The sequence below is a fragment of the Roseobacter sp. genome (assembly GCF_045106495.1).
Lineage (GTDB): Bacteria > Pseudomonadota > Alphaproteobacteria > Rhodobacterales > Rhodobacteraceae > Roseobacter.
In genome coordinates, this window is sequence record NZ_JBGCEQ010000040.1 from 1 (window position 1) to 12,552 (window position 12,552).

Below are 12,552 nucleotides of genomic sequence, written 5' to 3' on the forward strand. Positions count from 1 at the left end.
GTCGGCAATCGGCTCTTTCCTGCCGTTCTCCACTTCGCAGTATCGTGGCGGGTTTGCCTAGATCCCGTCACCGTTCGCGGTCCTGAAGCGGATGAGGTGGGTTGCTCCTGCTCCACCGGCATCGAATGTGCCAAAGTGCAGTTATCAATGACTGCTAGGAAAGGAGCCACCCAATGACAGTTAAAACAGTAGGCCTTGATCTGGCCAAGGATGTATTTCAAGTACACGGCATTTTGGAGAATGGCCGCGTTATTTTCAACAAGGCGATCAAGCGCGCGAAGCTGCTGTCGTTCTTTGAGTCGCTGCCACCTTGCACGGTGGCATGGAAGCGTGCGGTTCATCCCATCATTGGGGCCGTCAGCTTCGCAAGCTCGGCCATGATGTGAAGCTCATGCCTGCCGGATATGTCAAACCCTATGTGAAGCGCGGAAAGAACGATGCTGTCGACGCAGAAGCGATCTGCGAGGCAGTCCGTCGTCCGACCATGCGCTTTGTAGATATCAAGACTGAAGATCAACAGGCTATATTGTCGATCCATCACACCCGGGATTTGCCAGTCCGGCAACGCACCCAGTTGGCCAACATGATCCGCAGCCTGTTGCGCGAGTTTGGGCATATTTTGCCGATTGGGATCCAAGCAGTTACGGCTTTTGCAAAACGCCATCTGAGCGGCGATCACCCGGACATGCCCGACATCGCGAACGGCATGCTCGGCATCGAGTGCTACCAATTCATCGGCTTGAACGAACGCATCTCTGGGTACTCCAAGATGATCGAGCAACACGCAATGCTGAACGCAGATGCACGTCGACTAATGCGCATGCCTGGAATTGGGCCGGTCATGGCATCGGCGAATGTCGCCACAATCTGTGACGCGCACCAATTTCGGACAGGGCGCGATCTGGCGGCATGGCTGGGGTTGGCTCCTCTCAATAAATCCAGCGGCGGCAAGGACCGTCTTGGAAAGATCACGAAGCAGGGTGATCGCTACATTCGCAAGCTGTTGGTCGTAGGCATGACATCACGCGCGGTCATGGCGAAACGTTCACCCGAGAAGGTCGATCTGTGGACGGCGAAGATCATCGCCGACAAACCATGCAGATTGCCGGTCACCTCGTTTGATCCGGTAGTCCTTCCAACGGAAGGGGACGTTCATAGTCAGCACAGTTGGCCAAACATTTGATTGCGGGAAAACTAACTCGCAACATCTGCGCATGATACGGCACGAGAAGAAATTTGGGACTCCGTATAGCGATCTTTGTCGCAAAACAAGTGATATATGCGTCGCGTTGATGCGTTCTCCGACGTCGAGCTATGCGGGAATCCACCGCCGACAAAGGACGACTAGCTTAAATTATCCGCCAGCAACGTTTGCAAACACCAACTCCTTGTAGAGCCGCCGAATGCGCTGCGTCACCGATCGCTCGCCAGTCCCGATCTCTTTGCCGTCAATCTCCGCCACCGGAGTTTGTGCGCCGAAAGTCCCCGTGAGAAAAGCCTCATCTGCGCTGTAAGCCTCGTAGAGGGAATAGTTCTTCTCGAACACTGGGATGTCGTTGGCGCAGCATAGATCGATCACCTTCTGCCGTGTGACGCCGTTCATGCAATAATCGCCCGTCGAGGTCCAAACCTCGCCTTTGCGAACGATGAAGAAGTTGCAGGCGTTCGTGGTGTTCACAAACCCATGCGGGTCGAGCATAAGTGCTTCATCTGCGCCCGCCTGTTCGGCCTGCAGGCAGGCAATCACGCAATTCAGCTTTGAATGACTGTTATATTTGGCGTCCTGGCTCATTGGCAAGCCACGGACTTGCGGCACGGTTGCCAAACGGATGCCCGTCGATTGCAGCGCTTCCGCCGGCTTGGAATGCTCCATGATAATCACCAGTGTCGGACCTGACCGGCTGAGCGCAGGGTGCTGGAATGGTTTAACCTTGACCCCGCGCGTCAGCATCAGGCGGCAATGCACATCCGTGACCATCCCGTTTGCCGAAGCCGTGCGGGCCAACGCATCCAGGATTCCCGCCCGGTCCATGCCGACATCAAGTGAAACGGATTTGCAGGAGGCGAAGAACCGGTCCATGTGCTCGTCGAAAAAGGCCCATTTGCCGTCATAGAGCCGCATCCCTTCCCACATGCCGTCGCCCAACATAAAGCCGCTGTCATAGACAGAGACCTTGGCCTCATCGCGGTGGACGAGGTCGCCGTTCACGTAGATCTTGATGTCGCGATTACGCGCATCCTCATCGGCGTCATGGGTGGTCTTTTTGGTGTCGGTCATTATTAAGTCTTTTCAGTTTTCAGTATTGCGTTTGCAATCATCAGATCAAGATGCGCCCCTCTGCCGTTTTTGAAAACGGTAATCGTGTCCGGAAGCCGCGCAACCGCTTTTGCAGTATTGAGCTGATCGAGGTCAGCGATGATGTCGGATTCAGATATGACGCCCTCAGCCGGCGGTATTCTCAGTTCCCCGATATGCGCAATCGTGGTGTCGCGACTGTCGAAACAAATTTCCCCTCGGGTCAGAACGTAATCATCTGCCTCTCGCATATCCGCTCGGAATGCACCGATTAAATCGACATGCGTGCCGGGCTGCAGCCACTTTCCTTCGAGGATCGGATCAAGAGACATGGTTGCACAGCTCTCAATATCGTCCTCCGCAACTGCATGCGCAAGGTCTTTCGATGCCTTCACCTCAATACCGGTTTCACTCAACTCTGAGGACAATGCTTCTGCTTTCGCATACGTGCGGGTTCCAGAGGGCAAAGCAGTCAAGGCTCGGAAAAAATCTGGCTATATGCTGCGATGTTGTTGCGCGCGACGCTACTTACACCAACCAAGACCATGTTCCGAGCGTCGCGGCGCGCCAGATACCTGGCGCCAAGCGCGGAGTTTGCCGCAGATTTGATGTCTGTGATTAGCGCGCCGTCAATCAGCGCTGTTGGCGTGTCGGTTTCCTCTTCAAAGATGATCATGCCGCCCTGAGCGCCTGCCAGGCCGCACGCCGTATTGTCAGCCATCACCGTTACGCTTTTAACGCCGAACCCAGCGCTTTCGATCCGTGCTGCACGGCTTAGGAGTAACTTGTCTTGTGAACCAAGAAAGACGTCCTCTACTTGGGCCTTTGGGAGCGCGTGACCCGCATCAATTGCATCAAGGAAGTAGACCCAGTCTTTGACTGGGCCGAACGTCTATCGGGTGATGAATTTCATTCGTTTACCACTGCCATGAATTCTTTGGTGATCTGATGCTTCGGGTTGGAAAACATCTGCTCTGGCGTGCCTTCTTCCACAATTTCACCTTGTGCCATCAAAATCACCCAGTCCGCGACCGCCTTGGCAAACCCCATCTCGTGGGTCACGCAGACAATTGTCATATCGGCGCGGGCAAGGTCTTGCATGACATCCCGGACTTCAGAAATCATTTCAGGATCAAGTGCCGATGTCGGTTCATCAAACAACATAATTTCCAGCTTCAGCGCCAAGGCCCGCGCAAGAGCGACGCGCTGTTGCTGACCCCCGGATAATTGATCCGGATACTTATCCGCGTGGATTTCCACACGCATTTTCTTAAGCTGTTCCGTCGCCTCAACGGTGGCAGCCGCCCGGTCCCGCCCTCGCGCGCGGATTTGCGGTAGGACGCAGTTCTCCAAAATGGTCATGTGTGGAAACAGGTTGAAACTTTGGAACACCATGCCCACGCGCTTGCGCACTTGATCCATGATTTTGGTATCATCGCCAACCGACAGGCCCAGAACATCAAGCTTATCGGAACGAAAACTCTCCAGCCCATTGATACATCGGATCAGTGTGGATTTATTTGACCTCAAGGGCCCGCAGATCACAGTGATCTGTTTTTCGGGCACTTGAAGGTTGATATCTTTCAAAGCACGGAAGTCACCGAAGTACTTATGCGGTGCTTTGATCGAGATAGCAGTTTCATGCATGGCCAAGCCTCATTCTGGTTTCCAGCCACGCCCCGTACCCGAAAATGTGTACATTTGGCTGCATCGAGCTGGACTGCATCTATGTGACAACCTTGTCCTGACGTCCGATCAACAACACCCACGGACGAGAAATGGGAAGGAAATTGGTTTTGTTTTTCAACCACCGGTCACGGTCTTCCCAATGTTGGTTGGAAGGGCGTCTGGGACGCGCATGCTTTATGCTTTTCGGCCCGAAATCACTATCACCACAACAATAATAGCGCCGGTGAAGATCAGGCGGAAGCCAGCAGACAATCCGAGGGTATTGAGCATCGACACCAGTAGGAACATGAACAGTGACGCGCCCCAAAGACCGGTCAAGTTGGCAAAACCGCCAGCCACAGATGTTCCGCCGATCACGACGACGGCGATGGACATCAGAAGGTATTGCTCGCCCATGTTCAGCGCGGCGCCGCCGGAGAAACCCGCAAGGAAGAACCCGCAGATTGCGGCCAGCACGGCGCACATTACATAGGTGACAAAGCGCACACGCTCGACCCGGACACCGGCCAGTTTCGCGGCTTTCTGGTTTTGTCCAATGGACAAGACCGACAGGCCGAACCGGGTGCGGTGCAGTAGGAATGCCATCGCGACCGTCAAAACCAGTGCGGCGAGTGTCAGGAAGGGCACCCCGAGCACCTTTGCAATCGCGAAATCGCCTAAAAGCTCGGGTGGTTTGACGCGCAATCCACGGTTCGACCATATGGCGGTTGACTGATAAAGAAACGACGCCGATAGGGTGGCGATGATAGGTGGAATGCGCAAAAGCAATATGAGCAAGAAATTCAGTGTGCCAATCATCAGACCGACGCCGAGTGAGATAAGCAACCCTGGCAGCAACAGTGACGGATCGCCGTTCATAAACTTCATTGCCAGGGTGGCGGACAGCGTCATGCCGGCGGGAATGGACAGATCAACGTTGCCCGGCCCCAAAGTTATCACGAACATCTGTCCGATGGCGACGATGACGAAAAAGGTTCCGAAGGACGCGGCCGCAGACATCACTTCGGCTCCGGCACCAATCCCTGAAACGGCGGTGATGATCAGCCACATCGAGACCGCGCCAATCCACGCCCAGATCCATGGCTTTTGCACGAGCGCGGTCATGACCGGTTCTCTCTTGCGCTGATCAGCAGTCTAAGGGCCAACACCAAGATCAGGATTGCGCCTTGCGCGCCGATTTGCCAATCCGGGTTGAGGCGTAGGAAGCTTAGGAAGGAGCCTGCCAAGGCAAGTGTAATTGCGCCGATGACGGCCCCGATGGGTGAGACGCGACCACCGACAAATTCACCGCCACCCAATATGCCACCGGCGATCGAAAGCAGTGTATAGCGCAGCGCGATGTTGGCATCAGCTGAAGTTGTGAGCCCGACAAGCGCCATACCAGATAGCACGCCAAACAGACCGGCGAACGAGAACATTGTCACTTTCACCCGTAACAGTGACCATCCCGCGCGTTCAACGGATTTCGGATTGCCACCCGCGCCGCGCAGTACCGCCCCTGTGGCTGAGCGCATCAATCCGATGTGTACCACAAGCGCGATGACGACCGAGGCGATGATCGGGAACGGGACAAAGGCGGGTTTCAGCGTCATCAAAGTTCTGATCCAGTCGGGCGCCGATCCACCCGGTGTTGGCAGGATCAAGACGGCAATGCCAGTCCAGACAAAGGACATACCCAAAGTTACTACGATTGACGGCAGGTTTCGCAAGTGGATCAGAGCCCCCATTGCGCCATATGCGGCTATGCAAGCCAAAAGCGCGAGGATGCCCAGAAGCGGTGTTTCAAACAGCCAAGTCGCCGTGATGCAGGCGGTCAGCGAGATAAAGGCGCCCAGCGAAAGATCAAGATCGTTCACGCATAGAATGAACATCTGCGCGATTGTGGCCAGCGCAATGGGAACGGCCAAGTTGAGCAGAAGGTTCAGGCCGAAATAGCTCATCGTGCGGGGCTGAAGATAGAAGATCGCGCCAAGCAGGGCTGCCAAGGAGAGAACCGGTAAAAGCGTACGCAGGGCATTTGGGGTTAGAAAACGTTGCATCTTATGCGTCTTCCTCTTCAAAGGAATTGCTTAGGATGTTGGCCTCGGTCAGATCATCGCCCGAGAGTTCAGCCATGATTTTTCCTTCGCGGAATACATACACGCGGTCGCAATGTTTCAGCTCGTCGGTTTCGGTTGTGTACCAAACCAAGGCGCGCCCTTTTTCAGCCTCTAGTGACAGGATTTCGTAGACGTCTTGCTTGGTGCCCACATCCACGCCGCGCATCGGGTCGTCCATTAGGATGATCGGGGCCTTGGCGCTCAAAGCGCGGGCAAAGAGGGCCTTTTGCTGGTTGCCGCCAGAGAGCGACAGGATGTTGTTTTTCATATCAGGTGTGCGGATCGACAGCGTTTTTTGCCATTGCTGGGATTCATCTTCGGCTTGCGCGAAGTCGATGGCGAGCCCTTTGGTCAGGCGTTCCAGAGAGCTGACGAAGATGTTTTGCGAAATGGACCAAAGCGGAAAGATACCGTCGGTCTGTCTATCGCCTGCGACAAAAACCGCAGGTTCGCTTACGCTTAGTGCGTTGCGCGCGCCTTGGGATGCCTCAAAGATACGCACCAGTGTGTCGGTCTGCCCGTGCCCGCTAAGGCCCGCGAAACCGATGATTTCGCCAGGATGGACGGTGAGCTCTCCACCAGAAATTACCGCTGGCGCATCTTGTTTTGTCGAGGTGCGGCCGCCGAAGTTGCTGGTTTCAGATAACACATCGCCCATGTCGCGCACCAGCCTTTCGCGATCAAAATTACTTGCCGCGTCAACCGCGACGGTGCGGCCATCTTTCATCACGACGATCTGATCGGAGGCTTCAAGAATTTCGCCCAGCAGGTGTGAGATCAAGATGACACTGCCGCCATCCGCCACGAAACCGCGTACAAAGGCCACCAGTTGCGCGGCTGCGTTTTGATCGAGTGAGGACGTCGGCTCGTCAAGAATGACAAGTTCAATTTTGCTTTCAACGCTAGAAAAGGCCCGGGCGATTTCAACGATCTGACGTTGTGCAATCGACAGGCTTCCTACTTCGGCATCGGCGGAAATTCCATGGCCGGGAAACATTTGATCGAGCTGATCTGCGATGACCTTGCGAGCGGATTTGCGCCAGCCAATACCTTTGATCGACGGGTGAGAAATGCGCAGGTTCTCGGCCACTGTCAGGTTCGGGCAGAGCGAGAGTTCTTGGAAGACGGTGCGCACGCCAAAGCTTGCCGCGCGCGCGGTATCATAGCTGGCGTCCAAAGGTTCGCCTCCGATTGAGACATGCCCTGCGTCGGCTTTGATCACACCCGACAGCACATTCATCAAGGTAGATTTGCCTGCACCATTGTGACCAACCAGACCAACACAGGCCCCACGCGGCACTTCAAGATCAACGCCTGTCAAAGCGCGATCGGCGCCGAAACTTTTTTCGACGCCGATCATCGTTACCAAGGCTACATCCCGCATGGTCACATCCCTTTAAAGTAGTGGCAGGCTGTAGCCTAGGGAGGATCAGTTGCCCGAGATGACAGCCTTAGCGTCATCCAGAGAGTACTCTACATTCGCAACACCGCCAGCCTGTGTGTTGGCTAGGCTTACCTCGAGTGTATCTTGAGTGATTTTCAGGAATGGTACCGACAAATCTTGTGGCACTTCTTTGCCGTCAAGCACTTGCTGAGCCACCCAGAACGCAAGGGTCGACACGCCAGGCGCAATCGACACAGACATTGTCTCGTAGCCGTTGGCGTCTTTTTGCTCTTTCCACCAGGTCAGCTCGTCATGGCGGTTGCCCATCACGATGATTGGTGTTGGACGACCTGCTGCCTTAAAGGCTTGTGCTGCGCCGTAACCGTCACCGCCTTGGGTGACGACTGCCTTGATCTCGGGCAGGCTTGGCAAGATGCCAGCAACAGCTTTTTGAGCCACGTCTTGTGCCCAGTCGCCATGCACGGAACCTTGGATTTTGAATTGCGCGTTTTCGGCGACACCTTCATGAATACCTGCGGAAATCTCGTCATCGACGAACACGCCAGCAAGACCACGAATTTCCAGCAGATCACCGCCGTCGATCCGGCCGGCAAGATACTCGACCTGCACTTTACCCATGTTTTTGAAATCAACTGCGATCCGATAAGCGCATGGCTCTGTCACGATGCCATCAAATGAGACTACAACGACACCAGCATCACAGGCCTCCTTCACAGCGCCGTTCAAGCCTTCAGGAGAAGCAGCGTTGATAACGATGGCGTTATAGCCCTGCAAAATCAGATTCTGGATTTGCGCGGCTTGTTCGGTCACTTGATTTTCGGCGGTGGTGAATGCGTCTGCGGCAGCAACGGTGCCATCTGAAACGGCTGCGCCACCGACTTTTTCCCAGCTGGTCAGCATCGCCTGACGCCACGAGTTGCCCGCGTAGTTGTTGGACAGTGCGATGCGCCTATCTGACGTGTCGGCGATGGCAGATGTGCTCATCAAACCAGCGGCGACCGTCAGGCAAAGTGTGCCCAATATTGAAGTTTTCATGTCTTCCTCCCAATTCAAGTTAGTTTTAGTTAAGCGGCAAATTTTTCTTATGGGCCAACCTTTCTTATTTGGCGCCAGTTTATGGCTCCGTCGCTGGTGCGGAACCTACCTTAGCGACGGTAGGACTGCGTGTCTTAACAGCGCCTCATGCGGGTTTCCGCATCAGTTTGGTCTTCTGCATTGCGCTGCTGATCCAGCCACGCAAGCATTTCAGCATTCGCCAGGGACATGCCTTCGACGTTTAACAGGCCGCGCGACAATGCGATGGCCACGGCGCGCGTGCGCGAGTTGAACGGATTGGTTTGCGCGTTTCCCGGATCGATGCCCAGTTTTTCATAAAGCTGCTTTAGACGGCTTTGGACCGACCGGGTTGAAATCGAGCGGCGCATGGCGATGGATTTATCGGTCATGCCAAGTGCGATATCCATCAACACTTCAAACTCGGTATTGGAGAGACCTTCGTGGATGTCTTCGCTACGCTGCTGCACGCCTCTGATCTCGCGATCAATGATGCATTGGTCTTCCTCAAACACGCCGCGTACGGCCAGTTCCAGTCGGTGTTCTGATGCGGTCTTGAGCAGGTAACCGTAGACTGCTTCTTTAGGCACGATCTTGGAGATACCGCGTACATACGCCTCATCAGAATAGTTCGACCAGAACAGAATGCGCATATCTGGGTGTTTCGACCAGATCGATGAGGCGGCAGCGATCCCGCTGATGTTGGGCATCTGCAAATCCATAACCACCCCGCCGATTTCGTGTTCTAGCGCCAGCGAGATCGCTTCACTGCCATCACTTGCCTCGTGCAGTGTCTCGCAATGGGGCAACGCGCTGCGCACTGTGCTTGACAGAAATGAGCGGTGAAACGGGTCATCCTCGGCAATCAGAATATTCACTTAAATGTCCTCTGTTTGAAGCTTTGCGCCAAAAGCAGTCTCTAAACCTTGGAAAGTAGGCTCTTCATCCGCATCAGGCTCGCCTTGTTCTTCGAGCTCTGCCAACGGGACGGTCAGGATGGTCTTGCTGCCTGTGCCGCTTGGGTTTCGGACAAAATCCACTGTCGCACCGATCAAATCCGCGCGCACTTTGATGTTGTTCACGCCACGCGGCGAGCGACGCCACCCTTCGGCAGGTTCGACCCCATCGTTGGACACCTCGACCCGGATCGCGTCGTTTTCTTGTGACAAAGCCACGCTGATCGCGCGACACCCTGAATGTTTGACGGCGTTGGTCACGGCCTCTTGCACGATGCGGAACACGGCCAAACGGATGCGATATGCACCACGATCCATTGCGTTGTTTGTACTGTCAGTGATCGAAGTGGCGATCTGTCGATCAACCCCTTGGGTTGACCGGATGAGCTGAGCCTCGATGGCTTGGGTCAGCCCAAAAAGATCAAGAACACCGGGTTTCGCGTTTTCGATGATACCACGCAATTCGGCCATACTGCGCGAAATTGTATCGGATACGTGACGCAGCTCGCGTCCTTCTGGTTGCGAGACCTCGGCAAGCCGCTCCACCCGCCGATAAATCGCCGAAAGATCCGCCAATGTCTGGTCATGAAGCTCCATCCCCAATCTTTGGCGTTCCGCCTCCATCGCTTCGGTCAACTTCTGTGCGCCCAATCGCAAAGACTGTTCTCGTCCGCGTGCAGCCCCTTCAGCCAAAGCCGACACGCGCGCCTGCTCGCCCATCGACAGGGCGTAAATATAGGGCGAGATCAGATCAGCAATGTTGCGCGCCACTTCAACATCCTGCGTGCTATAGGCGTCTTTCTTGTGAGACGAGATATTGAGCGCGCCCAAAACCTCGCCATGCACGTTCAGCGCCACATGAATTCGGCTGTGGAGATTGGCTGCAAAAATGGGCTCATCGAACGAGCCCTCGAAGTGAAATCTGGAATCTTCCCATGCGTCGCCCGTCGTCAGTAGATCCACCGCGCCTGAGAGCATTTGGCGGATCGGCGAATATTTGTTCTCTTGATACTTTCCGTCTTGTCCCCAAAAGGTTTTCACACCGGTTTCGATGGCGACGTGCATGGATTTATCGCTTGGCAAAATCACAGCGACGTCCATGTGATCGTAATCGAGCAGCGTGGATTTCACCGCGCCCGCGATCCGATTCAACACGTTTTGAAAGTCGAGTTCTCCGCCGATGGCACGCGAAATCGCCAGATAATGCTCCAGTTTGATGGCGTCACGATCACTCATCAAGGCTCCTCCGCCAACAACGCTAGGCCATCTCAGGCCGTCCGCCAAGCTTCTCTTTAGAATGCAGGCAGCACCTTCCAGCACAATGACGTGCGGAAACCCGCAGGAGCCGCTGCGCCGAACCGAATGGATTGTCACCATTCTACCGTTTCAGTCCACGGCAGTGCTGAGATATTAAGTGAACCTTCAGTCAGAGAGACCCGATGCCAGAATACGCAGTTGTCCACGACCCAAGATTTCGCGATTTGATCCTGCCGAATGCAGAATTAACGAAGCTGGCGGATGGAATGCTGTGGGCTGAGGGCCCGGTTTATTTTGCGCAGGGCGACTATGTTTTTTGGTCGGACATTCCTAATAACAAACTTTATCAATGGGTTGAGGGTTGCGGTGTTCGGGTCTTTGACAGTGCCGCCAACAATTGCAACGGCCACACGATTGACGATCAGGGGCGGTTGATATCGTGCGAACATCTAACACGGAGGGTCACCCGACGCGAACATGATGGGTCCGTCACTGTAATCGCTGATCACCACGCAGGACGCCGGCTGAATTCGCCCAATGATGTCGTGGTCAAGTCAGACGGCTCGATCTGGTTCACCGATCCGCCCTACGGAATCCTGAGCGACTATGAAGGGAAAACCGCCGACCAGGAACAGGACGGTTGTTATGTTTACCGGGTCGAACCCGGTGGCGAGCCGATGCCAGTTGCGACGGATTTCGTCAAACCGAACGGGTTGGCGTTTTCCCGCGATGAAAGTCGGCTTTTTATCTCGGATACGGGGTTAAGCCATGATCCGGATGGGCCGCATCACATCCGAGTTTTCAACATCTCCCAAGATGGGTTAACAGGTGGCTCAGTCTTCGCCGAGATCGAGCATGGTGTTTCAGACGGTTTCAGAGTGGACAAAGAAGAAAACCTTTGGACAAGCACCGGTCGCGGCATCAGCTGCTATGATCCAAGCGGCGTACTGCTGGGCGAAATTCGCGTGCCGGAAGTTGTCTCAAATCTGTGCTTTGGCGGCGCAAAGCGAAACCGGCTGTTCATAACGGCATCGACGTCTCTTTACTCATTATACGTTGGTGTTGCCGGATGAGAGTTCGCCGCGACTTTTCCGCCGTAAGCATCGGTTCACGTCGCGCAAGTTGGGAAGCCTAAGTCGACGCACTTAGCTGGTAAGCGTCCAATTTCCTTTTGTTGCGTAGGCGTGATCGCCAGCCTTCACTATGCCAAGCTCGAACCACAGAGATTTAGTTTGCATGTGAAGTGGTACGCGCGTCGCTCAGGCATTTGATCTCCTGAAACCTGCGCCACTCAGCGACGCAGCCGTACTCATATGTCCACCTTGCGAAAGTCGCAGCATGGCAGGTTGATCATTGCGAGGGTCAGCTTTGGGCCGTCTCTGATGGGCGCTGTTTTTTGCACGCGTAGTATTCTGCGTTTGCAAACGTGGTAAGTATGGGCGCTCAGCCGTCCTCGGAGTCGGCTCAATCCTGTCCTCGGCGAGCGGGACGAACGGCCCTTAGCGGATGAGGTGGGTGGCTCCTGCTCCACCGGCATCGAACGTGCCAAAGTGCAGTTGTCATCGACTGCCAGGAAAAGAGCCATCCAATGACAGTAAAGGCTGTGGGCCTGGATTTGGCCAAGGACGTTTTTCAAGTGCGCTGCGTATCGGCCACCGGACGCAAGATCATCAACAAGAAGATTTAACGCGCGGAGTTGCTTGCCTTCTTCGGGACGCTGCCGCCTTGTGTCGTCGGCATGGAGGCCTGCGGATATCCCATCACTGGGGACGCAAGTTGCGCGAAATGGGCCACGAC

Annotated in this window: 13 protein-coding genes; 3 read left to right on the forward strand and 10 right to left on the reverse strand. The window is 55.0% G+C overall.

The features are described from left to right. The first annotated feature begins 173 nt into the window (after positions 1-173). Positions 174-386, forward strand: a complete 213-nt coding sequence (locus AB8B75_RS18975; RefSeq protein WP_405364390.1) for a hypothetical protein — start codon at positions 174-176, stop codon at positions 384-386. After that, on the forward strand, positions 323-1,183 hold the full coding sequence (locus AB8B75_RS18980) for an IS110 family transposase (RefSeq protein WP_405364391.1): 861 nt from the start codon (positions 323-325) through the stop codon (positions 1,181-1,183). Before AB8B75_RS18975 ends, AB8B75_RS18980 begins: the two co-directional genes overlap by 64 nt. 171 nt (positions 1,184-1,354) lie before the next feature. Here AB8B75_RS18980 and AB8B75_RS18985 read toward each other — a convergent pair whose 3' ends face one another. From AB8B75_RS18985 to AB8B75_RS19030, 10 genes are all read right to left on the reverse strand, one after another. Then, positions 1,355-2,278: an aminotransferase class IV gene (locus AB8B75_RS18985; RefSeq protein ID WP_405364392.1), complete on the reverse strand. Its 924-nt coding sequence runs from the start codon at positions 2,276-2,278 to the stop codon at positions 1,355-1,357. Positions 2,279-2,280: 2 nt separating this feature from the next. After that, positions 2,281-2,724, reverse strand: coding sequence for a hypothetical protein (locus AB8B75_RS18990; RefSeq protein WP_405364393.1), 444 nt, complete (start codon positions 2,722-2,724; stop codon positions 2,281-2,283). A 44-nt stretch (positions 2,725-2,768) separates the two neighbouring features. After that, entirely contained in the window at positions 2,769-3,017 is a 249-nt protein-coding gene (locus tag AB8B75_RS18995) for a hypothetical protein (protein ID WP_405364394.1), read from the reverse strand. A gap of 188 nt (positions 3,018-3,205) precedes the next feature. After that, positions 3,206-3,943: an amino acid ABC transporter ATP-binding protein gene (locus tag AB8B75_RS19000; RefSeq protein ID WP_405364395.1), complete on the reverse strand. Its 738-nt coding sequence runs from the start codon at positions 3,941-3,943 to the stop codon at positions 3,206-3,208. 216 nt (positions 3,944-4,159) lie between these two features. Further along, positions 4,160-5,089: an ABC transporter permease gene (locus AB8B75_RS19005; RefSeq protein ID WP_405364396.1), complete on the reverse strand. Its 930-nt coding sequence runs from the start codon at positions 5,087-5,089 to the stop codon at positions 4,160-4,162. Beyond that, the gene (locus AB8B75_RS19010) at positions 5,086-6,024 is read right to left on the reverse strand and encodes an ABC transporter permease (protein WP_405364397.1); all 939 of its coding nucleotides are present in this window, start codon (positions 6,022-6,024) and stop codon (positions 5,086-5,088) included. Before AB8B75_RS19010 ends, AB8B75_RS19005 begins: the two co-directional genes overlap by 4 nt. A 1-nt stretch (position 6,025) precedes the next feature. After that, the gene (locus tag AB8B75_RS19015) at positions 6,026-7,468 is read right to left on the reverse strand and encodes a sugar ABC transporter ATP-binding protein (protein WP_405364398.1); all 1,443 of its coding nucleotides are present in this window, start codon (positions 7,466-7,468) and stop codon (positions 6,026-6,028) included. Positions 7,469-7,513: 45 nt separating this feature from the next. Then, positions 7,514-8,524, reverse strand: coding sequence for an ABC transporter substrate-binding protein (locus AB8B75_RS19020; protein WP_405364399.1), 1,011 nt, complete (start codon positions 8,522-8,524; stop codon positions 7,514-7,516). 134 nt (positions 8,525-8,658) lie between these two features. Continuing rightward, on the reverse strand, positions 8,659-9,420 hold the full coding sequence (locus AB8B75_RS19025; protein WP_405364400.1) for a response regulator: 762 nt from the start codon (positions 9,418-9,420) through the stop codon (positions 8,659-8,661). Beyond that, positions 9,421-10,734 carry a GAF domain-containing protein gene (locus AB8B75_RS19030; protein WP_405364401.1) on the reverse strand — a complete coding sequence of 438 codons (1,314 nt, stop codon included), beginning with the start codon at positions 10,732-10,734 and terminating at the stop codon, positions 9,421-9,423. A gap of 203 nt (positions 10,735-10,937) precedes the next feature. Here AB8B75_RS19030 and AB8B75_RS19035 point away from each other — a divergent pair, with 203 nt between their 5' ends. Next, entirely contained in the window at positions 10,938-11,828 is an 891-nt protein-coding gene (locus AB8B75_RS19035) for an SMP-30/gluconolactonase/LRE family protein (protein ID WP_405364402.1), read from the forward strand. Positions 11,829-12,552: the final 724 nt, after the last annotated feature.

Excerpts from the sequence above, each read along its gene's own strand:
- AB8B75_RS18975 (WP_405364390.1), top strand. The coding sequence starts at position 174 with ATGACAGTTAAAACAGTAGGCCTTGATCTGGCCAAGGATGTATTTCAA.
- AB8B75_RS18980 (WP_405364391.1), top strand. The coding sequence starts at position 323 with ATGGAAGCGTGCGGTTCATCCCATCATTGGGGCCGTCAGCTTCGCAAG.
- AB8B75_RS18985 (WP_405364392.1), bottom strand. The coding sequence starts at position 2,278 with ATGACCGACACCAAAAAGACCACCCATGACGCCGATGAGGATGCGCGT.
- AB8B75_RS18995 (WP_405364394.1), bottom strand. The coding sequence starts at position 3,017 with ATGGCTGACAATACGGCGTGCGGCCTGGCAGGCGCTCAGGGCGGCATG.
- AB8B75_RS19000 (WP_405364395.1), bottom strand. The coding sequence starts at position 3,943 with ATGCATGAAACTGCTATCTCGATCAAAGCACCGCATAAGTACTTCGGT.
- AB8B75_RS19005 (WP_405364396.1), bottom strand. The coding sequence starts at position 5,089 with ATGACCGCGCTCGTGCAAAAGCCATGGATCTGGGCGTGGATTGGCGCG.
- AB8B75_RS19010 (WP_405364397.1), bottom strand. The coding sequence starts at position 6,024 with ATGCAACGTTTTCTAACCCCAAATGCCCTGCGTACGCTTTTACCGGTT.
- AB8B75_RS19015 (WP_405364398.1), bottom strand. The coding sequence starts at position 7,468 with ATGCGGGATGTAGCCTTGGTAACGATGATCGGCGTCGAAAAAAGTTTC.
- AB8B75_RS19020 (WP_405364399.1), bottom strand. The coding sequence starts at position 8,524 with ATGAAAACTTCAATATTGGGCACACTTTGCCTGACGGTCGCCGCTGGT.
- AB8B75_RS19030 (WP_405364401.1), bottom strand. The coding sequence starts at position 10,734 with ATGAGTGATCGTGACGCCATCAAACTGGAGCATTATCTGGCGATTTCG.
- AB8B75_RS19035 (WP_405364402.1), top strand. The coding sequence starts at position 10,938 with ATGCCAGAATACGCAGTTGTCCACGACCCAAGATTTCGCGATTTGATC.